20 protein-coding genes are annotated in these 20,743 nt (G+C 54.8%); 5 read left to right on the top strand and 15 right to left on the bottom strand.

Features of this window, described 5'->3' with window-relative positions; genetic code table 11:
* Nucleotides 1-50: 50 nt before the first annotated feature.
* The 6 genes from hscB to trmJ form a co-directional block, all read right to left on the bottom strand.
* A complete protein-coding gene (gene hscB, locus ABRZ28_RS14510) occupies nt 51-569 on the bottom strand; it encodes a co-chaperone HscB (RefSeq protein WP_330520642.1) in 519 nt (172 codons plus the stop codon).
* Between the two features lie 159 nt (nt 570-728).
* Entirely contained in the window at nt 729-1,052 is a 324-nt protein-coding gene (gene iscA, locus ABRZ28_RS14505; protein ID WP_319605273.1) for an iron-sulfur cluster assembly protein IscA, read from the bottom strand.
* 15 nt (nt 1,053-1,067) lie between these two features.
* Nucleotides 1,068-1,454 (bottom strand): Fe-S cluster assembly scaffold IscU, encoded by a 387-nt coding sequence (gene iscU, locus ABRZ28_RS14500; RefSeq protein WP_319605272.1) that lies wholly within the window; start codon nt 1,452-1,454, stop codon nt 1,068-1,070.
* Between the two features lie 24 nt (nt 1,455-1,478).
* The gene (iscS, locus tag ABRZ28_RS14495; RefSeq protein WP_319605271.1) at nt 1,479-2,693 is read right to left on the bottom strand and encodes a cysteine desulfurase; all 1,215 of its coding nucleotides are present in this window, start codon (nt 2,691-2,693) and stop codon (nt 1,479-1,481) included.
* A 165-nt stretch (nt 2,694-2,858) separates the two neighbouring features.
* Nucleotides 2,859-3,353 carry a Fe-S cluster assembly transcriptional regulator IscR gene (iscR, locus tag ABRZ28_RS14490; RefSeq protein WP_319605270.1) on the bottom strand — a complete coding sequence of 165 codons (495 nt, stop codon included), beginning with the start codon at nt 3,351-3,353 and terminating at the stop codon, nt 2,859-2,861.
* Nucleotides 3,354-3,483: 130 nt separating this feature from the next.
* Nucleotides 3,484-4,209, bottom strand: coding sequence for a tRNA (cytosine(32)/uridine(32)-2'-O)-methyltransferase TrmJ (trmJ, locus tag ABRZ28_RS14485; protein WP_319605269.1), 726 nt, complete (start codon nt 4,207-4,209; stop codon nt 3,484-3,486).
* Nucleotides 4,210-4,330: 121 nt separating this feature from the next.
* Here trmJ and suhB point away from each other — a divergent pair, with 121 nt between their 5' ends.
* From suhB to ABRZ28_RS14465, 4 genes are all read left to right on the top strand, one after another.
* Entirely contained in the window at nt 4,331-5,134 is an 804-nt protein-coding gene (suhB, locus tag ABRZ28_RS14480; RefSeq protein WP_319605268.1) for an inositol-1-monophosphatase, read from the top strand.
* Between the two features lie 158 nt (nt 5,135-5,292).
* Entirely contained in the window at nt 5,293-6,426 is a 1,134-nt protein-coding gene (locus ABRZ28_RS14475) for an ABC transporter substrate-binding protein (protein WP_319605267.1), read from the top strand.
* A gap of 6 nt (nt 6,427-6,432) precedes the next feature.
* Nucleotides 6,433-7,539 (top strand): FecCD family ABC transporter permease, encoded by a 1,107-nt coding sequence (locus ABRZ28_RS14470; protein WP_442878701.1) that lies wholly within the window; start codon nt 6,433-6,435, stop codon nt 7,537-7,539.
* Complete coding sequence (locus ABRZ28_RS14465; protein WP_330520641.1) at nt 7,536-8,336, top strand: ABC transporter ATP-binding protein; 801 nt, start codon at nt 7,536-7,538, stop codon at nt 8,334-8,336. The genes ABRZ28_RS14470 and ABRZ28_RS14465 overlap by 4 nt, the downstream gene beginning before the upstream one ends.
* A 66-nt stretch (nt 8,337-8,402) precedes the next feature.
* Here ABRZ28_RS14465 and ABRZ28_RS14460 read toward each other — a convergent pair whose 3' ends face one another.
* From ABRZ28_RS14460 to glyA, 5 genes are all read right to left on the bottom strand, one after another.
* Nucleotides 8,403-9,530, bottom strand: coding sequence for an ABC transporter substrate-binding protein (locus tag ABRZ28_RS14460; protein ID WP_319605265.1), 1,128 nt, complete (start codon nt 9,528-9,530; stop codon nt 8,403-8,405).
* 119 nt (nt 9,531-9,649) lie between these two features.
* Complete coding sequence (locus tag ABRZ28_RS14455; protein WP_330520640.1) at nt 9,650-10,711, bottom strand: nickel/cobalt transporter; 1,062 nt, start codon at nt 10,709-10,711, stop codon at nt 9,650-9,652.
* Entirely contained in the window at nt 10,702-11,364 is a 663-nt protein-coding gene (locus ABRZ28_RS14450) for a DUF1007 family protein (RefSeq protein ID WP_330520639.1), read from the bottom strand. The genes ABRZ28_RS14455 and ABRZ28_RS14450 overlap by 10 nt, the downstream gene beginning before the upstream one ends.
* An 88-nt stretch (nt 11,365-11,452) precedes the next feature.
* Nucleotides 11,453-12,619, bottom strand: coding sequence for a 3-phenylpropionate MFS transporter (locus tag ABRZ28_RS14445; protein WP_319605262.1), 1,167 nt, complete (start codon nt 12,617-12,619; stop codon nt 11,453-11,455).
* Nucleotides 12,620-12,794: 175 nt separating this feature from the next.
* Nucleotides 12,795-14,048 (bottom strand): serine hydroxymethyltransferase, encoded by a 1,254-nt coding sequence (glyA, locus tag ABRZ28_RS14440; RefSeq protein ID WP_319605261.1) that lies wholly within the window; start codon nt 14,046-14,048, stop codon nt 12,795-12,797.
* Between the two features lie 506 nt (nt 14,049-14,554).
* On the opposite strand from glyA, the gene paeY reads away from it, so the two are divergent.
* The gene (paeY, locus tag ABRZ28_RS14435; RefSeq protein WP_330520637.1) at nt 14,555-16,216 is read left to right on the top strand and encodes a pectin acetylesterase PaeY; all 1,662 of its coding nucleotides are present in this window, start codon (nt 14,555-14,557) and stop codon (nt 16,214-16,216) included.
* Nucleotides 16,217-16,389: 173 nt separating this feature from the next.
* On the opposite strand, the gene glnB is transcribed toward paeY, so the two are convergent.
* The 4 genes from glnB to ABRZ28_RS14415 all read right to left on the bottom strand — a co-directional run bounded on the left by glnB (nt 16,390) and on the right by ABRZ28_RS14415 (nt 20,370).
* The gene (gene glnB / locus ABRZ28_RS14430) at nt 16,390-16,728 is read right to left on the bottom strand and encodes a nitrogen regulatory protein P-II (protein ID WP_319605259.1); all 339 of its coding nucleotides are present in this window, start codon (nt 16,726-16,728) and stop codon (nt 16,390-16,392) included.
* Nucleotides 16,729-16,819: 91 nt separating this feature from the next.
* On the bottom strand, nt 16,820-18,157 hold the full coding sequence (glrR, locus tag ABRZ28_RS14425) for a two-component system response regulator GlrR (RefSeq protein WP_319605258.1): 1,338 nt from the start codon (nt 18,155-18,157) through the stop codon (nt 16,820-16,822).
* Complete coding sequence (qseG, locus tag ABRZ28_RS14420; protein WP_330520636.1) at nt 18,154-18,930, bottom strand: two-component system QseEF-associated lipoprotein QseG; 777 nt, start codon at nt 18,928-18,930, stop codon at nt 18,154-18,156. Before qseG ends, glrR begins: the two co-directional genes overlap by 4 nt.
* Before the next feature lie 3 nt (nt 18,931-18,933).
* Complete coding sequence (locus ABRZ28_RS14415; protein WP_330520635.1) at nt 18,934-20,370, bottom strand: sensor histidine kinase; 1,437 nt, start codon at nt 20,368-20,370, stop codon at nt 18,934-18,936.
* Between the last annotated feature and the right edge of the window lie 373 nt (nt 20,371-20,743).

The following is a 20,743-nucleotide window of genomic DNA, read 5'->3' as shown; positions in this document are numbered from 1 at the left end:
AAACATCGCGCGGGGGTCGACACCGCCGCGTTCCCGCCCGGATTAAAAACTTACCTGTCCAGCAATTGTTCTTCGAGTTGTTCAACCTGCTGCCGGAGTTTGTCTAAAAAGCGCAGTTTACGCACGGTATCCGCGGCATCCGCCCACGCTTCGCTGTCCAGCTCCTCGCGCATTTGCCCGCTGCGTTTCGCCAGCATCGATTGTAATCGATCGGCGAACGCCGCCAGCGCCGCTTCGGCATCGGCACGCTGAGCAATGGCGTCCAGTTCCTCGCGTAATTCGAGCTGCTCCATCAAAAACGCGGTATCGCGCAAGGTATGCTGCTCGTTGCTTAAATCAAAACCGTGCAAAGATAGCATATACTCCGCGCGTTTCAGCGGATGTTTCAACGCCTGATAGGCATTATTGATCGTCGCCGCCTGCTGTAACGCCAGCAGACGATCCCTTTCCGGGCTCGCGGCGAAACGATCGGGATGAAACTGCCGTTGCAGTTCCTGAAAACGGGAAACAAGCAGGCTGCCATCCACATCATAGCGAATCGGCAGCCCGAACAAAGTAAAGTAATCCATAACGCGCTCTGAGGGTTCTGGGGTAATTGCCGTCATTTGGCCGCTGTTTCTCCCGGCTTCAGGCCGGCGGAAACAGGGAATCCCCATTTTTTCAAGCTGCGGGCAAGTGATTCCCGCATCCCGAAATCTATTGGGTCTATCAACTACCCTGAGAAGTGGTCAAACGTTAAAACTTTCGCCGCAACCGCATTCGCCGGTGACATTAGGGTTATTGAACTTGAAGCCTTCATTCAGCCCTTCCCTGACGAAATCCAGTTCGGTACCGTCAAGGTAGACCAGGCTTTTACCGTCGATAATGACTTTGACGCCTTTATCTTCGAATACCACGTCATCCGCGTTGACGTCGTCAACGAATTCCAGCACATACGCCATACCGGAACAACCGGAGGTGCGTACGCCAAGGCGCAGGCCGAGGCCCTTGCCCCGGTTGGCCAGAAATGCGTTTACCCGTTGCGCAGCGCTGTCGCTCAAAGAAATTGACATAACAACCTCGGCAATTTACTTGGCTTCACGTTTACTTTTATAGTCGGCAATCGCCGCCTTGATGGCATCTTCCGCCAGAATGGAGCAGTGGATTTTCACCGGCGGCAACTCAAGCTCTTCGGCGATCTGAGTGTTTTTAATCGCTTCCGCTTCGTTAAGCGATTTACCTTTTACCCACTCGGTCACCAGCGAACTGGAGGCGATGGCGGAACCGCAGCCATAGGTCTTGAAGCGCGCATCTTCAATGATGCCCTCGGCATTGACCTTAATCTGCAACTTCATGACGTCGCCGCAGGCCGGCGCGCCTACCATACCGCTGCCAATGTTCGGATCCGCGTTGTCGAACGAGCCGACATTGCGTGGATTTTCATAGTGATCAATTACTTTTTCGCTGTAAGCCATAATCGTCGTCCCCTATCCTGCGAATTAATGATGCGCCCATTCGATGCTGCTGATATCCACGCCTTGCTTAAACATTTCCCACAGCGGAGAAAGTTCGCGCAGGCGACCAATAGATTTCCGCACCAGCTCAATGGCGTAATCGATCTCTTCTTCGGTAGTAAAACGACCCAGCGAGAAGCGGATCGAACTATGCGCCAATTCATCGTTCATACCCAGCGCGCGTAATACGTAGGAGGGTTCCAGACTGGCGGAGGTACAGGCGGAGCCGGACGACACCGCCAGATCCTTCAACGCCATAATCAGCGACTCGCCTTCAACATAGTTGAAGCTGACGTTAAGAATATTCGGCGCGCCGTGTTCGAGATCGCCATTCAGATAGACTTCTTCGATATCCTTGATGCCGTTCCACAAACGATCGCGCAGCGCGCGCAGGCGCGCCGCCTCGGCGACCATTTCTTCTTTGGCGATACGGTAGGCTTCGCCCATGCCGACGATTTGATGAACGGGTAAGGTGCCGGAACGCATGCCGCGCTCATGGCCGCCGCCGTGCATCTGCGCTTCGATACGAATGCGCGGTTTACGACGCACGTACAGCGCGCCGATGCCTTTCGGCCCATAAATTTTATGACCGGAGAACGACATCAAATCTACTTTGAGCTGGCTCAGATCGATAGGCAGCTTGCCCACGCTCTGGGTCGCATCGACATGGAACACGATGCCGCGGCTACGGCACATTTCGCCGATAGCGGCGATATCCTGCACCACGCCGATTTCATTATTCACATGCATGATGGAAACCAGAATGGTGTCGTCGCGCATCGCGGCTTCCAGCGTTTTCAGATCGATAATGCCGTTACGCTGCGGGGCCAGATAGGTGACTTCAAAGCCTTCACGCTCCAGCTGACGACAGGTATCCAGTACGGCTTTATGTTCCGTTTTGCTGGTGATGATGTGCTTGCCTTTCTTCTGATAGAAGTTCGCCGCGCCTTTGACGGCCAGGTTATCCGCTTCCGTCGCGCCGGACGTAAAGACAATCTCTCTGGGGTCCGCGCCCACTAACTCCGCGATTTGATTACGGGCGATATCGACAGCCTCTTCCGCCTGCCAGCCAAAGCGGTGAGAGCGGGAAGCCGGGTTGCCAAAAGTACCGTCCAGGGTCAAAAATTGCATCATTTTTTCAGCCACCCGCGGATCAACCGGCGTCGTTGCTGAATAGTCCAGATAAATCGGTAACTTCATTGCTCATAAACTCCGTACATCACTTCAAAACGTGCAAAGCGTCTTGTTTTTATAACGGGCTATTTTGCCCGTATCCTTTCTTCGAGCCAACGCGACGCGCTGTGAAAAATTCTTTCCGGAAAGCGTAACGGGCTATCCCTGCCCTCCCCTATGGGTCGTCGTAGATCAGGCGCGCAGATTTACGTTGATCGTATCTTGCTGGCGTCCGTTGGCGGTGCGGCGCGTATCGGTTTCCTGACGATCCGCGACGTCCAGGACTTCTTTGTTATTGACCAACTCATCCAACGTGATGTTGTTCAGGAAGTCGGTAATGCGATCGCTCAGATCGCGCCATAGGGTGTGCGTCAGGCAACGTTCGCCGCCCTGGCAGCTTTCACGCCCCTGGCAACGGGTTGCATCCACCGATTCGTCCACGGCGGAAATTACGGTACCCACGGCGATTTCACTGGCATGCTTACCCAGCAGGTAGCCGCCGCCAGGGCCACGGACGCTGGCAACCAGCCCGTTTTTACGCAGGCGTGAAAATAATTGTTCCAGATAGGAGAGCGAAATGCCCTGCCGTTCCGAGATATCCGCCAGCGGAACCGGACCTTCTTTAGAATGCAGCGCCACATCAAGCATGGCGGTAACGGCATAACGGCCTTTAGATGTCAGTCTCATGATAGTGGTACCTGTAGATGAAACATGTATTATTAAGACATGTATTGACAAAACAGGATTTGAGTCTGACATTCCCGAGTGTTTTAGTCAACTATTTAACCCAGCATTTCACTCAAGTATTATTTAACGATCACTCGCCCTGTTTTTTCTGAACCGAACTCAGGATACCGCGCAGAATATTCAGTTCCTGACTTTCCGGCCGCGCCCGGGTAAACAAACGACGCAGCTTATTCATCACCTGTCCCTGATGCGCCTGTCGAATAAAGCCCGTTTGCAGTAAGGTCTGTTCAAGGTGCTGATAAAAACGCTCCAGATCGTCCACCAGCGGATAAGGCGTTTCGTCATGCTCTTCCTCGCCCGCCTGCAAGCGGTCGAGATAAGCGACGCGAACTTCATACGCCAGGATCTGTACGGCCATGGCCAGATTCAGAGAGCTATACTCCGGATTGGCGGGGATCGCAACATGATAATGGCACTTCTGTAATTCATCGTTGGTCAGGCCGACGCGCTCGCGGCCAAACACCAGGGCGACGGGGGCGTGCTCCGCTTCCCGGGCGCTGCGAACGCCGCATTCGCGCGGCTCCAGCATCGGCCAGGGCAAGGTGCGCGAACGCGCGCTGGTGCCGACCACCAGACTGCACCCTTCAAGCGCCTGATCGAGCGAGTCAACCAGCGTGGCATCGCCAATCACATCACTGGCGCCGGCGGATAAGGCAATCGCCTGTGAATCGGGTTTTACCAACGGATTAACCAGATAGAGTTTACTTAACCCCATGGTCTTCATCGCTCTGGCGACCGATCCCATGTTGCCCGTGTGGGACGTTTCGACCAGAACAACGCGAATATTGTGTAACATGCGGACTCTATGTAATACGAGGAGGAAATCGGGCCATTCTAACACAAACTTAGATATTTTCATTTTCCCCTGCTATAATGCCGCCCGCTTTCTGTTCTTTAACATTCTAGTGGACGATACCATGCATCCGATGCTCAATATCGCTATACGCGCTGCGCGTAAAGGCGGTAATTTAATTGCTAAAAATTACGAAACCCCTGACGCTGTAGAAGCCAGTCAAAAAGGCAGCAATGACTTTGTCACTAACGTCGACCGAGATGCTGAGCGTCTGATCGTTGAAATCATCCGCAAGTCTTATCCGCAACACACCATCATTGGCGAGGAATGCGGCGAGCTGGTAGGTGAAGATCAGGATGTGCAATGGGTAATCGATCCATTAGACGGCACCACGAATTTCATCAAACGTCTGCCGCATTTCGCGGTCTCTATCGCGGTGCGCCTCAAAGGCCGCACCGAAGTCGCCGTGGTTTACGATCCTATGCGTAATGAGCTGTTCACCGCCACCCGCGGTCAGGGCGCGCAGTTAAACGGTTATCGTCTGCGCAGCAGCAACGCTCGCGACCTGGACGGCACCGTACTGGCTACCGGCTTCCCGTTCAAGGCCAAACAGCACGCCAAAAGCTATATCAAAATCATCGAATCGCTGTTTACCCAATGCGCGGACTTCCGCCGCACGGGTTCCGCCGCGCTGGATCTGGCCTATGTCGCCGCCGGCCGTGTCGACGGCTTCTTTGAAATCGGTCTGAAACCCTGGGATTTCGCCGGCGGCGACCTGCTGGTTCGTGAAGCCGGCGGCATCGTGACCGACTTCGTCGGCGGCCACAATTATCTCTCTTCCGGTAATCTGGTTGCGGGTAATCCGCGCGTCGTCAAATCCATTCTGGCAACCATCCGCGATGATTTGAGCGATGCGTTAAAACGCTGATTTTCTCGCGGGAATAGATGCCGGCGTTCTGACCGGCATGATTTTTTTAATTATTCCAACCCCTTTTACTCTTCCATCCCGCGTATAATTCCGCGACCATATGATAATGGTTATTAAAATCATTTTTTTTCAAAGAAGATAATCTCAGGATGACGATAATGTTCAAGAAAATGCTGTATAAACTTTTACTGACCACCGCACTGCTTTCCCCTTTTGCTTCCTATGCCACGCAATATCCGCTCACCATTACGGATATAGACGGGCAATCCATTGAAATTAAAAAAGAACCACAGCGAATTGTGCTACAGGACGGCCGCGATATCATGGCGCTGGCCTTGCTTGACCGCGAGAATCCGTTTCAACGTCTGGTGGCCTGGAATAACCTGCCGAAAAGATCGGATGCGGCCACCTGGGCGCTGATGACGCAAAAATGGCCGCAGGCCGCGGAAATTCTGGATATGGGATTCGGCGATAAGGGCGAAGTTGAACTGGAGAGCGTGCTGTCGAAACAGCCGGATCTGGTCATCGCGCAGTTGCGCGCCAAACCGACGTTAACGGACAACGGCATCATCGATAAACTGAAAGCGCTGAATATCCCGCTGGTGTTCGTCGACTATGAGGTTCATCCCGTCAAGAACACCGCCGCCAGTATCGACCTGCTGGGTAAAGTGTTGAACAAGGAAGAGAACGCCAAAGCCTATACCGATTTTTATCGCCGGCACCTGGCCGAGATCCAAAAACAGACGGCATCTCTGCCGACCAAGGCGACTGTGTTTGTCGAAGCCTGGGCCGGACGTTCGGACGCCTGCTGCTTCAGCCATGCCCACAACGGCTGGGGCGGTCTGGTGGAAGCCGTCGGGGCGCGTAACATCGGTTCCGAGTTACTGCCCGGCGCAACCGGCTATATTTCATTGGAAAAACTCATCAGCATGAAACCGGATGCCTACATCCTGACGGGCGCCAAGCGCGGCAAAGCCAACAGCAACGGCGTCAATCCCCTGCCGTTCGGACTCGGCGCCGATGAGAAAAGCATTGATGAACAGGCAAGCATCCTGTTGAACCGTACCGGGGTCAGCCAGATTCCGGCCGTGCAGCAAAAAAAGACCTACGGCATCTATCATCAGTTCTATAACAATCCGTTCAACATCATCGGTATGGAATATCTGGCAAAAGCGATTTATCCGCAGCAATTCCCTACGCTGGATCCGGATGAAAACTACCGCTATATTGTGCGCCATTTCACTGGCTTGCCCCACGGCGATTTTATCTTTTTCTGGAAACCGGCTAAGTAAACGTTCATGAGCGTAACAACTGACCCAAAAACCACCGACGTGGCGGAAAAACACATTTTAGGAAACAAAGATTCCGAAAATGATGTTATGCACCGCTATCAGCATATTGTGCGCCGTCGGATGAGCACCCTCATGCTGCTGCTTGCGGCGATCGTCGGCTCGTTGCTGCTGGATTTCACCATGGGGCCCTCGGGTCTGACGCTGGACGTGTTATGGCAAACATTGACGAATCCCGCCAATGCCGATGCGGGTACCAGGGTGATCGTCTGGGAAATTCGTCTGCCCTATGCCCTGATGGCGATTATCGTCGGTCTGTCGCTGGGACTGGCGGGCGCGGAGATGCAGACGATCCTGAATAACCCGCTGGCCAGCCCGTTTACGCTGGGCGTGTCGTCCGCCGCGGCATTCGGCGCGGCCCTCGCCATCGTGCTGGGTATCGGGATCCCGGGCATTCCGGCGCAGTGGTTTATTTCCGCCAACGCCTTTTTCTTCGCCCTGCTGGCCGTGCTGCTGCTCGACGGCATCACGCGCTGGACGCAGGTGGCGACTTCCGGCGTGGTGCTGTTCGGCATCGCGCTGGTGTTCACCTTTAACGCGTTGGTTTCCATGCTGCAATTCATCGCCAATGAAGACACGCTGCAAGGATTGGTGTTCTGGACAATGGGCAGTCTGGCGCGGGCATCCTGGGAAAAGCTGGGCGTTTTGCTGCTGGTGCTGCTTGCCGTGATGCCGCTGTCGCTGATGAGCGCCTGGAAACTCACCGCATTGAGACTGGGCGAAGATCGCGCCGTCAGCTTCGGCATTAACGTGCGGCGTCTGCGTCTGGCGACTCTGCTGCGCATCAGCATTCTGTCCGCGGTATCCGTGGCTTTTGTCGGCCCCATCGGCTTTATCGGATTGGTCGCGCCGCACATCGCCCGTATGATATTCGGCGAAGATCACCGGTTCTATTTGCCCGCCAGCGCGATCATCGGCGCACTGGTGCTCTCGCTGGCCTCGGTGGCGTCAAAAAACCTGATCCACGGCGTGATTATTCCTGTCGGCATCGTCACCTCGCTGGTCGGCGTGCCTTTCTTCCTGAGCATTATTCTGCGCCATAGGGGGAATGTATGAGCCATCAGGCATCATCGGGATTGCGTCTGTCTCATTTTCGCGCGGGCTACCCTAAACGCCAGGTTATCAGCGATCTCTGCGTTCCTTTGCTGCCGCGCGGGAAAATCACCGTCCTGCTGGGCCCGAACGGCAGCGGTAAATCCACCCTGTTGCGCGCCATGGCCGGGCTGGGCGCGGCCGAAGGGGAGCTGTGGCTGGACGGCGACAATCTGATGCAGATGTCATTCGCCAAGCGGGCGGAAAAAGTGGTTTATCTGCCGCAATCTCTGCCGGCCGGCGTACATCTGCATGTACTCGAATCCATCATCGTCGCCCAGCGCGCATCCGGCGGCCTGCACAGTGCCGACAGCCAGTCCGAAGTGATGACGCTGCTGAAGCAATTGGGCATTGAGCATCTGGCCTTGAGTTATCTCGATCAGCTTTCCGGCGGACAAAAGCAGTTGGTCGGACTGGCGCAGTCGTTAATTCGCCAACCTTCGCTGTTGCTGCTGGACGAGCCGCTCAGCGCGCTGGATCTGAACTATCAGTTTCACGTTATGGATTTGGTGCGCCGGGAAACGCGCAAGCGCAATATCATCACGGTGGTGGTGGTGCATGATATCAACATCGCGCTGCGCCACGGCGAACATGTGCTGATGCTGCAAAACGGCAATCTGATCGCCAATGGCGCGCCTGCCGAGGTGATCAGCCCGGAAAGTCTGGCAGCGGTGTATGGCGTGAAAGGCCGTATTGAACGCTGTTCGCAAGGCATTCCGCAGGTGATTATCGACGGGTTGGTCACCGAGCCGAGCAGTTAGCCGGGCCAGCGTGGAAAAAACCGGAGAGCGCTGACGGCCAATCGCCGTCAGCGCTCTTTTTATTTGTCAGGATTTGGCCGGCAACGTCACCCAATAACCGGGTTGGTAAGGCAGCGGCAGAAACTTCTCGTGGAAGGTGCGGAACGTGGCGTCCGGATCGATATCGTTAAATAGCTCCGGATGCAGCCATTTGGCGATAGCCTGAATGGCGACGAACTGATACGGACTATCGTAGAACTGATGCCAGATAGCGTGCGCATTGCCGTTGGTGGCGACCGGCAAGGTTTTAAACGCGGCACGTTCCATCAGCTTTTGCAGACGCTGTAAGGCAGCCTGCCGATCGGCGCCGGGGCCGACGCCCACCCAGCCGTTGGCGGTATTGTAATTTTTCCAGTTGGCGCCCGTCACGATAACGACATCCGGCCGGGCGCTGATGATTTGTTCCGGGTTCAGCGTACCGAAAGTGCCGGGGATCAGATGCTTGGCGATGTTCTCGCCGCCAGCCGCTTCAACCATGCGGCCAAAGTTTTCATTGCCGAACGACATGCAGCATTCATCGTCATAGCCCCCGGCGCGATCGATCATCACTTTCGGCCGAACGCCCTGATAATTCTTCAATCGCTCGGTAACGATTTCAATCTGCTGGCGGCGGAACTGAATCAGTTCATCCGCGCGTTGCGGTTTGCCCAGCAGTTGCCCCATGATGTGAATGCTTTTCTCGGCATGCTCAAAAGGCTTTTCGCGAAAATCGATAAACACCACCGGGATGCCCAGAGCATTGAGTTTATCAATCAGCTTGCCTTCGTCCGTCGCGGCTTTCGACTCCAGATTCATCAGCACCAGATCGGGTTTTAACGTCAGCGCCTGCTCGACGTTAAAGGTGCCGTCTTTTGCGCCGCCGAACGTAGGCAGCTTTTTGATAGCCGGGTACTTATTCTCATAGGCCAGATAACCGTCATAATCCGCTTTCGATAGATCGTCGCGCCAGCCTACCACGCGCTGAAATGGGGCTTCGGTGTCAAACGCGGCCAGCAAATAAATTTGCCGCCCTTCGCCTAAAATAATCCGTTTAACTTCCGATTTAATTTCAACCTTTCTGCCGCTGACATCTTCAATAACAATGGGAGCGGCACTCACTGTCAATACAGCGCTCAAGCCCAACATAACAGCAACCGAAAGCAGCCACTTTTTCATTATTTCCCCTCTCCTTTCAAGGTTATAAGTGATAATCATTATCACTTGTGAGGATGATATAATGGTGATGTTAAATCAGGCAACGCATTTTTATACATACGTTAAGAAAACGTAAAATATCAGCCGGAGAAAGGACGAATGCCCCCCATCATGGCTGGCTGAGCGCTTAAATACAGCAGAACGCCGGCGCCAAACAGGAGCATCCCCCCCGCCAGCGATAAAACCGATCCAGCTATCTTCGGCCAGAGCGGAGATGAACCCGTTTTAGCTAAACGCGCGATCGCACGACGACAATAAAAGACCAACATCGCCAACGCGGAAATGGTCAATGCCGTCCCCAACGCCATGACCAGCGCCGAAGCGATCCCCCAGAGAAACACCCCAACGACTTTGGAAAACAGCAATACCAATATCGCCCCGGAGCAAGGCCGCATGCCCATCGCCAGAACGATCATCAAGCGAGTGCGCCAGTTGCCCCCCTGATTCAGCTCTTCCTGACTGGGAAGATGACGATGGCCGCATCCGCACGCGTCACGCCCGTCGTTCAGCGTCATGGCCGCCAACGGCGCTTTCATACGGCCAGCGTGCCGAACGACCGGCGTTAAACGCAGAATAGTGACGGGGTTACCACGCCGGAACAGATTGCCGATAAGCTGTTTCGACGCCCGATAACAGAGCAGCGCGCCCAACCCGGCAATCAGAATAAAGCTCCCCTTCTCCAGCCAGAAGCTGCCGTTATGCAACGTGCGGCTGGAAAGCTGTAAAAAAACCAACACCACCGTCACCAGCAGCACGGCCGTCAGGCCCTGCACCAGAGACGCGGCAAAGGTAAGTTTAAGGCTGCTTTTCAACTTCGAAGGATGCGTCGCCAGGTAAGTCATAATAACCACCTTGCCATGTCCCGGCCCGACGGCGTGTAATACGCCGTACAATAGACTGAACATCATCAATGCCAGGCCGGCCCGATGCGGACGCGCCTCAACCATTTGCAGCAATAGCGACATTTGCTGGTGCAGCGACTTTTGCCAGACCGCGCTTTGCAGCACGATTTGCGGCCAGTAGCCCGCCACCCAGTACGCGCTCAATCCAACTAAAACAATCAATAATCCTAACGGCCACAGCGCGGCCCATCGACTAACCGGCGATATGGGTCGCCGAACCGCATTTATCTTCAATGGCATTGCAACGTCACCCGCTGAGCGAACTGTTTCCCAAGCTCCATATCCTCGTCCGGCGCATCGGCTTTATCCAACGAGAGCGCATAGGACTGCAAATCCGCATTGGGCTTTGGCGTTGCCAATGTGGTTTTACAGCGGGCGGCCAACGAGGGCGCCAGCTTTATCGCCTTCTCATCCCCGTAAGACATATCGACAAAATAGGTCGGGTCATAGGTGGCAATCAACAACGGTTTGCCTGCCAATGGCTGTGGGTGAGCCAGGGGCAACACAAACTCCAGCACGGCCTGATTCCCTTTGCGGGAAAGATGATACTCCGTCGGCATCGGCGCATATTTTATCGGTTGATTATCGCGATAGATATCGGTGAAGTAGTGTTGTCCCAGCACATTCGCCATCACTTCCGCGGCCAGTTTTTTCCAGACTTCCGAATCTTTTGCCGCGTTGCCGGCGTCGTACAACAGATCCGCGGAGGTGATGGGATCCATGGTCCATACCATACGCAAGCCGGTGATCTTTTCGTTGTGACTTTCGATAGTCGTTTGCATATCAATAAAACTGTGTGGATGAGCAAAAACGGGCTGACAGATGGTGACCATGCCTGCCATCAGCAGGGGAATTCGCCTGAGCCAACCGATTAAAATGTTATAATATAACATAAACTCCTCATCACAAAGCTTCACGCCGATGGCGCTATTTGCCGGGCGATTAACCGACAAAACGCCCGGTTGATACCGGCGACGAAAATTACCGCGTATCATCACGTGAGTGGATACGCGGCATGACGGTCGGACGTATAAATAACGCCGGAACGGCCAACAGCGCCATCACCCAGAACGTGCCGTGCTGCAAATGTTCAAACAGGAAACCGGAAACCACCGTCATCAACGCGATGCTCCCGCCCATCGCCAATGCGGAATAAACCGCCTGCAAACGTAACACTTCGCCGTCGGATCGCGCCGCGATAAAGCGCATCGCCGCCAGATGACAAACGGTGAAGGTGCCGCAGTGCAATATCTGTATCACGACCAGCCACGGCAGCGCCACGGTCGCGCCCATCAGCGCCCAACGCACGACGCCGCAAACGGCGGAAAGCAATAGCAAATCTCTGGCGCTCCAGCAGCGAAACAGGCGTTGGCTGAAAGTGAAAATGACAATTTCCGCCACCACGCCCAACGACCACAGATAGCCGATAATCGAGGCGGAATAACCGGCATCCTGCCAGTAAATCACGCTGAAACCATAGTATGCCGCATGCGCCCCTTGCAACAGGGACACGCACAGCAAGAAACGCCAGACCGGCGGTTCGCGAAACAGGGTTTTCCAGGGCGTGACGATCGCCGATTGCGTTGCAGACGCGGCCGCTTCCGGCATCACGCTGGGGCGCAACAACATGCCGACAAACATGGCCACCAGCCCGGCGCTCAGGATCGCCAGAATCGCCGGATGCCCCCAAACGGACACCAGCTCACCGGTAACGGCGGAACCGATGACAAAAGCAATCGATCCCCAGACCCGCACCTTGCCATAATCCATCACGACCTGCCGTTGCCAGATAGCGGCCAGCGCATCCGTCAGCGGCACCAGCGGAGCGAAAAACAGGTTAAAGCCGATCATCACGCACAGCAGCCATAGCCAGGCGTTGCCTAACCAGAAGCCAATGAATAACACCAGAGTCAGCAATCCCAACATCCGCAAAGCCATTATCAGTTTCGACGGATCTTTCACGCAGGGCGTAATCACCAGACTGCCGACGCAACGGGCGACCAAACCGGCCCCCAGCAATAGCCCGATGGATTCGGCGGAAAGCCCCTCGCCTTTTAACCATCCGCCCCAGAACGGCAGAAAAACGCCATAACAGAAAAAGTAAGTGAAGTAGCTTAGCGCCAGCCAACGTGTTGATTGCAGTACCATAGGTTCTCCCTCTTTGGGAGGGTACTCTGTCAGAGAGCGAGCGCCGGCGCAATGCGTTATTCACCGGCAAAGACGAGAAGCGGGGATCGTGCTGAAGATGAAAAAAGACGCCGGCGCGAAGGCCGGCGTCTTGACCTATGCCCCGGCGGCGACATCCGGGGCGATGGCGTTGCTATCAGGCGTAAACCGGGAAGCGGGCGCAGATATCCAGCACTTTCTGCTTGGTGCGCTCGATGGTGGCTTCGTCGTTGATATTGTCCAGCACGTCGCAGATCCAGCCCGCCAGTTCGCGCACTTCCGCCTCTTTAAAGCCGCGGCGAGTGGCGGCCGGCGTACCGATACGCACGCCGGAAGTGACGAACGGACTCTTGGGATCGTTCGGCACGCTGTTTTTATTCACGGTGATATTGGCGCGGCCCAGCGCGGCATCGGCGTCTTTACCGGTGATATCCTTGCTGACCAGATCCAGCAGCAGCAGGTGGTTGCTGGTGCCGCCGGAAACTACATTATAGCCGCGCGCCAGGAACACCTCGACCATGGCTTTGGCGTTTTTGGCGACCTGCTGTTGATAAACCTTGAATTCCGGCTCCATCGCTTCTTTCAGCGCCACCGCTTTACCGGCGATAACGTGCATCAGCGGGCCGCCCTGACCGCCGGGGAATACCGCGGAGTTCAGTTTCTTATACAGATCTTCGTCGCCGCCTTTCGCCAGAATTAAGCCGCCGCGAGGGCCGGCCAGCGTTTTATGGGTGGTGGTGGTGACGATGTGCGCATGCGGCAGCGGCGACGGATACACGTCCGCGGCAACCAGACCGGCGACGTGCGCCATATCGACGAACAGATAAGCGCCGATGCTGTCGGCGATTTCACGCATTTTCGCCCAGTCGACAATGCCGGAATAGGCGGAGAAACCGCCGACGATCATTTTCGGTTTATGGGTGCGCGCCAGTTCCGCCATCTCGTCGTAATCGATCTTGCCGCTTTCATCGATACCGTAAGGAATGACGTTGTAAAGTTTACCGGACAGGTTGACCGGGGAACCGTGAGTCAGGTGGCCGCCGTGCGCCAGATTCATGCCCAGAATGGTATCGCCCGGCTGCAACAGCGCGGTGTAGACGGCAAAGTTGGCCTGAGAGCCGGAGTGCGGCTGTACGTTGGCGTAATCGGCGCCGAACAGCGCCTTGGCGCGATCGATAGCCAGTTGTTCAACCACGTCCACATATTCGCAACCGCCGTAATAGCGTTTGCCGGGATAGCCTTCGGCGTATTTGTTGGTCAGCTGAGAACCCTGAGCCTGCATGACGCGTGGGCTGGTATAGTTTTCAGAAGCAATCAGTTCAATATGCTCTTCCTGACGCACCACTTCCTGCTCCATTGCTTGCCACAGTTCGGCATCATAATCGGCAATGTTCATTTCACGCTTTAACATCCGCATCTCCTGACTCAGCTAACTTACAATATACTGGAAAACAACTACCCATCCGGGTACTGGCCTATAGTGTAAACCGTTTCTCCCTTATGAAGATAGGGCTTGACAGAGGTTTTTACGCAAACGATTAGCTACAGGCGGCGCAAGGGCTGCGCGCATTTAGGCCGCTGCGCGGGAAGCGGAGTTTTCTTCATTTTCAACCTGTTTTTTCTTCATCTTGCGCGCATAAAAAAGTCGTTATCGATGCGGATCACCAGGCAGCGGGTTTCCATCTCGCCGTTTCGATGCTCCCCCTGTTAATCACAAAAAACCGCAGAATTATTGAAATATCGTTTCATATTAAATGAAAATTTAAGGCATCGCCGAGTTTAGGCACCCTCTTTGACAAAATTAGGTGCATAATAAAAACCCTCATCTTTTAATGAAGTTAGGCCCATAAGTCATTTGGCGACGTGTAAAATTTGCAAAAGTGTTTTTGCTGCCTGCAACAAAGGATATGTCTGATCATGTTAAAACGTTTTTCTGATGGTATGACCTTCGCTATCTTATTTTCCGCCCCCTGGCTACTGGCACATGCTGAATCGTCCGCCTCACCGCACAATGCAAAACAACAAAGCGCCATAGAGGCGATAGCCGGCACCAAGCTTGGCGATAACACAACCTTGACCGGACACGTGACGCACCGTGAAATCCATTTACCGGCCACGATCATTATCCGCGATGGGCAGGGTCAGCGCAGGCAGACGCGGACTGATGATGAGGGCAATTACCATATTGATATTTCAGACTTATCCTCGCCATTACGTATTTTGGCTATCGAGTCCGGCGGCACCAACTGTCAGCTCAGCAATCTTCCCCGCGCAATTTGTCTGAATGCATTGGCGCCGTCGCTGCAATCCGGTCGTGACAATATCGTCAACATTAACCCGCTCACCGACCGTATTATTTCTGACGTCGCCGTGGCCGCAGGGTATCCGGGGCCGCAGCAGTTGGCTGACGATCCCTCACCGCCGACGCTGGATAACGCCGCGTTGAAAAAGGCTTATGCCGCATTCCATGCAGGATTCAATAGCGCGCTGAAACAAGCCGGCATCGCCGTCCCGGCTCGTTTCGATCCCCTAACCTATCCCGTCGCCCAGCAGGAAGCGGTCGGCAAAATTATCGATGTCATCAATCACAACCGTAATTATGACAATAACACCGGCTACTCAGGCTATACCGTGTTGACGGACAGCGTTTTCCGGCCGATTACGGGATTGTACGGGCAAGGCGCCTATGAGCCGCTGGATTATCCGTTTGCCCGCCAGCACCTGACCGCCATCCAAAAAGCGCAAACCCGCATCTTTCTGGTCGGCGACTCCACGGCGGCGACCAATGAAAAAGTCCGCCAGCCGCGCATGGGCTGGGGGCAGATCTTTGAACAGCAGTTTCGTCCTGACAGCGGCGTGAAAGTCGTCAACGGCGCGCGCCCCGGAAGAGGGTCGCGCGATTATTTTTATGACGGCTGGTTCCGCCAGATGCGGCCATTGATGAAAGCCGGGGATTTTCTGTTCATTCAAATGGGGATCAATGACCAGAACTGCAACAGCGCCAGACCGGTGCGCGGCGCCGCCGATGTCGCCAATTTGTGTACTTATCCTAATAATGCGGCGGGTAAAACCCAATCCCCTCCGGGTAAAGACGATATGTCGTTTCAGACCTCGCTGGAGCGTTATATTACTTTCGCCCGCCAACATCAGTTAACCCCCGTGTTGCTGACGCCGACAGCCAGGGTGTTTACCGCGGAAGGCAAAGTCGGCACGCCCGCCGTGCATAACCACTTCACCAAACAAAATGCCGAAGGCGGATACGCGTTTACCGGCGACTACAGCCAGACCATCAAAGATACCGCCGCCGCCAATAAAGTCCCTGTGCTGGATATCGAAACGGCGACGATCGCGCTGGCGAATCAGGGGAACGGCAATCACTGGAAACAGTACTGGCTGGCGGTCGATCCCGCACGCTACCCGTTTTACCGTAATCAGATCGGCAGCCTGAAGAAACCGGATGCGACGCATTTCCAGAAAAAAGGGGCTATCGCGGTATCAGGGATTGTCGCGGATGCGATTAGCAAAACGCCGGAATTAAAAACGCTGGCGGATAAACTGGCGAGCAAGAGTAAACAATGACCCGCTAGATCAACCCGCGGCGCAGGCGGGAATCAGCCGATGACTATTCTCACGGTTTCAGCAGGAGCTCCCCGCCTACTGCCGCGGGGATGACGAAAGATAGGCGGGGATGATGGGATAGCGGCAGATACTGTCAGCTGATCCCCGCCTGCTAACGGGTTTAATACAGGGCGTTAGATCGCCTCTTCATCTTCCTCGCCGGTACGGATACGGATAACGCGGGCGACGTCAAAGACGAAGATTTTACCGTCGCCGATTTTACCGGTCTGCGCCGTGCGCATGATGGCTTCCACACACGTATCAACGATATCGTCCCCGACCACGATCTCAACTTTTACCTTGGGCAAAAAGTCGACCATGTACTCAGCGCCGCGATAGAGCTCTGTGTGGCCTTTCTGACGACCAAACCCTTTTACTTCCGTTACCGTCATCCCTGTGATGCCCACTTCAGCTAACGCTTCACGTACATCGTCCAGTTTGAACGGCTTGATAATCGCATCAATTTTTTTCATCGAAGAACCTTTTTATTACCTATGTTGCGGCCAAAGCCGGGCATCAGCGAGAAACAAGATTGTCAGAATCCGAACCGACAATCCATTAGCATTATTCTTTAAAATCGTTGGCGTCCAATTCATGACGGCCCAACAGTTTATAAAATTCCGTCCGGTTACGCCCCGCCATCCGCGCAGCCTGAGTGACATTGCCTTTGGCTATCTGCAACAGTTTGCGCAGGTAGTTCAGTTCGAACTGATGACGGGCTTCGACAAACGTCGGCAACGCGGTGTTTTCTCCAGCCAGCGCCTGTGCGACCAGCGCCTCGCCGATTACCGGCGCGCTGGTCAGCGCCACGCATTGTTCAATGACATTAACCAGTTGTCGGACGTTACCCGGCCAACTTGCCGTCATCAACCGTTTCATGGCATCGGTCGAGAAGGATCGCACAAATGGCTTATGCCTGGCGGCGGCCTCACGCAGCAAGTGATTAGCCAGTAGCGGGATATCTTCCGCCCGTTCGTGCAGGGCGGGCAATTTCATATTGACGACGTTCAGCCGATAGTACAGATCTTCACGGAACTCGCCTTTTTCCATGGCCTTAGGCAGGTCGCGGTGGGTAGCGGAGATAATACGCACATCGATATCCAGATCGCGGTTGCTGCCCAGCGGACGGATCTTGCGTTCCTGCAAGACCCGCAGCAGTTTGACCTGTAGCGACAGCGGCATATCGCCGATTTCATCCAAAAACAGCGTACCGCCTTGCGCCGCCTGAAATAGCCCTTCCCGACTGCTGACCGCCCCGGTAAAAGCCCCTTTCGCGTGGCCGAATAATTCCGATTCCAGCAAAGGTTCGGGTAATGCGCCGCAGTTAATGGCGATAAAGGCTTGCTTCGCGCGCGGGCTGGCCGCATGGATCGCCTGGGCCAACACCTCTTTCCCGGTTCCGCTCTGGCCGTTAATCAGCACGCTGACGTCCGACTGGGCGACCATCTTGGCCTGCTCCAGCAGGCGCAACATCAGCGGGCTGCGGGTAACGATGTTTTCTCGCCAGCCTTCATCGCCAACCGGCGCCGACAAAGCCAAGGCTTCATCAATCGCCTGATATAACGCATCCCGATCGACCGGTTTGGTCAGGAAGCTGAACACCCCTTGCTGGGTTGCCGCGACCGCATCAGGAATCGAACCGTGAGCCGTCAGAATAATGACGGGCATCCCCGGTTGATGGCGCTGAATCTCAGAAAAAAGCGCCATGCCGTCCATCTCGTCCATGCGGAGATCGCTAATCACCAGATCGAACTGTTCTCTGGTTAACAAACGCAGCGCTTCCTGACCGCTTTCCGCCGTCGTCACGCTGAAACCTTCGCTGGTCAGACGCATCCCTAACAGCTTTAGCAGGCTGGGATCGTCGTCCACCAGCAGCAAGTTCGCCGCTTTACGGGCTGTCATTGTTTTCTCGGCTCCTTGGTCGTCGATTTATCCGCGTCGGCATTATTGCGCTGATAAGATTCGGTATCGGGCATTTCCCCTGATAGCTGCTTACGGGTTGAAAGCCGACGCTCAATGTCCGTCAGGTTCTCCAACTTCCGCCTGGTGGTTTCGAGCTGATATTGCAAATGCCCTTGCTCGGCTTGCAGCGCCTCCAGTTGTTTATCCGTGGACTCCTGCAATCGCTTATAACGTAAACGCTCATCCGATAAGGCCAGCAACAGCGTTTGCCTGTCGCGCCAGGTCTGTATCAGCGAACGTAACGCGTCAGGGAAATCAAGACGGAACATGTTGAGTTGTTCTAACATCCGCTGCCGCTCAACCGGCGAAATACCGGCGTTATCCAATAAAATCCCCTGCTTGAACGCGCTATCCCAACCGCTGCCCGCCACTTGCCGCGCTTCTTCGCGCGCCTGCGGCTCCGTCAGGCGTCCGGCGCAATCCATCGCACGCAGCCAGTACAGCGCATTGATCATGACTTCCCGATCGTCCACCTGCCAGAGATGTTCACACTGCGCCACTCGATAATCGGCGACCTGCTCTTTTGGCGTAAACTGCGCCGCCTCCCCGAAGGTTAAATAGCTGCCCGCATTATGTTTACAGGCGGTCAATAACAGTATCGCCGTTAAGCACAAGCATGGCATCACCACGGCCCCCGACATACGACGGACAAGCATATCGAATATGGCGGACGGCGTGTGCGGGGGGGAGGGACGAGCGAACCATGCGTTCATTCTTTATTCATTCTCGGAAGTTAATGGCAATTCAATACGAAAACAGACATCGGCATAATCAACGGATATCAGACTTAATTCACCATGCATACGACGGATGCAATCACGGGCGATGCTCAGCCCCAGCCCGCTGCCTTTTACCGCGCCTTTACGCTGACGGCTTCCCTGGTAAAACGGCTCAAAAATCATGCCATGCTCCGCTTGCGGGATCGGCGCGCCGCTGTTGGCGACATCAATCTGCACCCGATTCCCAGTCAACCGGCTGTGGATCCAAATGTTACCGGATTCCTTGCCATAGTGCACCGCATTGGAATAGAGATTGTCAATTACGCGCATCAATAACGTCGTCTCTGCCCAACAGTATTCCGACTCCAGTTTTATGTCGGTATGAATCATTTTAGTTCGGGCGGGCAGACTGTGGGACGACACGACGATATCGACAATTTCTTCAATTTCGACCCGCTCCAACTCCGTCGGCGCATCCGCCAGCTTGCGGTTGTAGTCCAGCAGTTGATCGATCAATTGCAGTAAATGGCGGCTGCTGCTGTCGAGAATGGACACCACTTCTTTCTGATCGGCCGTCAAGGGGCCGACCACTTCATCGGCCAACAGCTCCGTGCCTTCACGCAGGCTCGCCAGCGGCGTTTTCAGCTCATGCGAGATATGGCGCAAAAACTCATGCCGCTGCGACTCCAGCCAGGACAACCGCTCGCTCAGCCAGATAATGCGCTGCGCTAAAGATCGGATTTCTCGCGGGCCTTTGAAGGTACTGGTATTGCCCAAAGAGCGTCCTTCTCCCAGACGATTGATCATACGCTCGACGCCATTAACCGGGCCGATAATCATACGAGTAAACAAAACGACCAGTATCAGACTCACCAGAAACAGCAGCAGCGACTGCCAGCCGAAAAACCGGCCGCGTTCGGCAATCGCCTGTTGCAGTTGCTGACCGCGGGAAAAGACCACTTCACGGGTCATCTGAACCATTTGTCCGTTGGCGCGCGAGAAGTTTTCCAACAGTTCCGAGGCCGCCCGATCGGGACCGCTGGTTTGGCAATGTAGTTCCGCAAGCTGGGTTAAGTACTGACGCAGCGTTTGATAATAACGGGGGTCGGGCAGGACGGAAGCGTGCGAGTCCAGCATTTGAGAATACTGGTTGCGTTGATTCTGGTAGAGCGTCGCCAGGGTTTGATCGTCCAGCACACAATATTGGCGATAGCTGCGTTCCATGGCTAACGCGACGCTGGTCATCGCCTCGCTGCGTCGGGCATCCGTGGAGGTCGTCCGATTGATCTCAGCGGCCTGTTCGCTGAGCGTATTCAGGCTTTGATACGCCTGATAGGCCAGTACCAATAAAGGCAACAACACCAGCACAAACGCCATGATTACTAACTGCCGCAGAGAACGCGGAAATAAACGCCATCGTTTCAAGGAAATCATCTCATTTACCCATCGGTCCGCTCTGATGCTAACTGAATCTGCTAGAAACGTCAGAACGTTTTTAACATCGCCGGATAGCAACGACACGGTAAACAAAGGTGATCATCAACAGGAGAGGAAAGCGGACTGGGCTTGGCATTACGCGGCCGGAGAATAGCTTCTGCCGGCCGCGTAACTGAATAGGCGGTGCCTCACTCAACGTGTCGCCCGATGTTTGATAAAGCCGGCTTACGCGGACTGTTATCGATCTGGTGGACGATAGGCACCCTTTCTTGTGGCGTCATTCCGGGCGTTATGAGCGAAGATGTCTGCCAATCAGCAGCGCAATCATAACCAATTGAATGAGCGACGCTGATTATTAAGCACATTTCAT

This window comes from Brenneria sp. g21c3, from assembly GCF_040240345.1.
GTDB lineage: Bacteria > Pseudomonadota > Gammaproteobacteria > Enterobacterales > Enterobacteriaceae > Brenneria.
This window is presented reverse-complemented; position numbering and strand designations above follow the sequence as displayed.

Excerpts from the sequence above, each read along its gene's own strand:
- hscB (WP_330520642.1), bottom strand. The coding sequence starts at position 569 with ATGGATTACTTTACTTTGTTCGGGCTGCCGATTCGCTATGATGTGGAT.
- iscA (WP_319605273.1), bottom strand. The coding sequence starts at position 1,052 with ATGTCAATTTCTTTGAGCGACAGCGCTGCGCAACGGGTAAACGCATTT.
- iscU (WP_319605272.1), bottom strand. The coding sequence starts at position 1,454 with ATGGCTTACAGCGAAAAAGTAATTGATCACTATGAAAATCCACGCAAT.
- iscS (WP_319605271.1), bottom strand. The coding sequence starts at position 2,693 with ATGAAGTTACCGATTTATCTGGACTATTCAGCAACGACGCCGGTTGAT.
- iscR (WP_319605270.1), bottom strand. The coding sequence starts at position 3,353 with ATGAGACTGACATCTAAAGGCCGTTATGCCGTTACCGCCATGCTTGAT.
- trmJ (WP_319605269.1), bottom strand. The coding sequence starts at position 4,209 with ATGTTACACAATATTCGCGTTGTTCTGGTCGAAACGTCCCACACGGGC.
- suhB (WP_319605268.1), top strand. The coding sequence starts at position 4,331 with ATGCATCCGATGCTCAATATCGCTATACGCGCTGCGCGTAAAGGCGGT.
- ABRZ28_RS14475 (WP_319605267.1), top strand. The coding sequence starts at position 5,293 with ATGTTCAAGAAAATGCTGTATAAACTTTTACTGACCACCGCACTGCTT.
- ABRZ28_RS14470 (WP_442878701.1), top strand. The coding sequence starts at position 6,433 with ATGAGCGTAACAACTGACCCAAAAACCACCGACGTGGCGGAAAAACAC.
- ABRZ28_RS14465 (WP_330520641.1), top strand. The coding sequence starts at position 7,536 with ATGAGCCATCAGGCATCATCGGGATTGCGTCTGTCTCATTTTCGCGCG.
- ABRZ28_RS14460 (WP_319605265.1), bottom strand. The coding sequence starts at position 9,530 with ATGAAAAAGTGGCTGCTTTCGGTTGCTGTTATGTTGGGCTTGAGCGCT.
- ABRZ28_RS14455 (WP_330520640.1), bottom strand. The coding sequence starts at position 10,711 with ATGCCATTGAAGATAAATGCGGTTCGGCGACCCATATCGCCGGTTAGT.
- ABRZ28_RS14450 (WP_330520639.1), bottom strand. The coding sequence starts at position 11,364 with ATGTTATATTATAACATTTTAATCGGTTGGCTCAGGCGAATTCCCCTG.
- ABRZ28_RS14445 (WP_319605262.1), bottom strand. The coding sequence starts at position 12,619 with ATGGTACTGCAATCAACACGTTGGCTGGCGCTAAGCTACTTCACTTAC.
- glyA (WP_319605261.1), bottom strand. The coding sequence starts at position 14,048 with ATGTTAAAGCGTGAAATGAACATTGCCGATTATGATGCCGAACTGTGG.
- paeY (WP_330520637.1), top strand. The coding sequence starts at position 14,555 with ATGTTAAAACGTTTTTCTGATGGTATGACCTTCGCTATCTTATTTTCC.
- glnB (WP_319605259.1), bottom strand. The coding sequence starts at position 16,728 with ATGAAAAAAATTGATGCGATTATCAAGCCGTTCAAACTGGACGATGTA.
- glrR (WP_319605258.1), bottom strand. The coding sequence starts at position 18,157 with ATGACAGCCCGTAAAGCGGCGAACTTGCTGCTGGTGGACGACGATCCC.
- qseG (WP_330520636.1), bottom strand. The coding sequence starts at position 18,930 with ATGAACGCATGGTTCGCTCGTCCCTCCCCCCCGCACACGCCGTCCGCC.
- ABRZ28_RS14415 (WP_330520635.1), bottom strand. The coding sequence starts at position 20,370 with ATGATTTCCTTGAAACGATGGCGTTTATTTCCGCGTTCTCTGCGGCAG.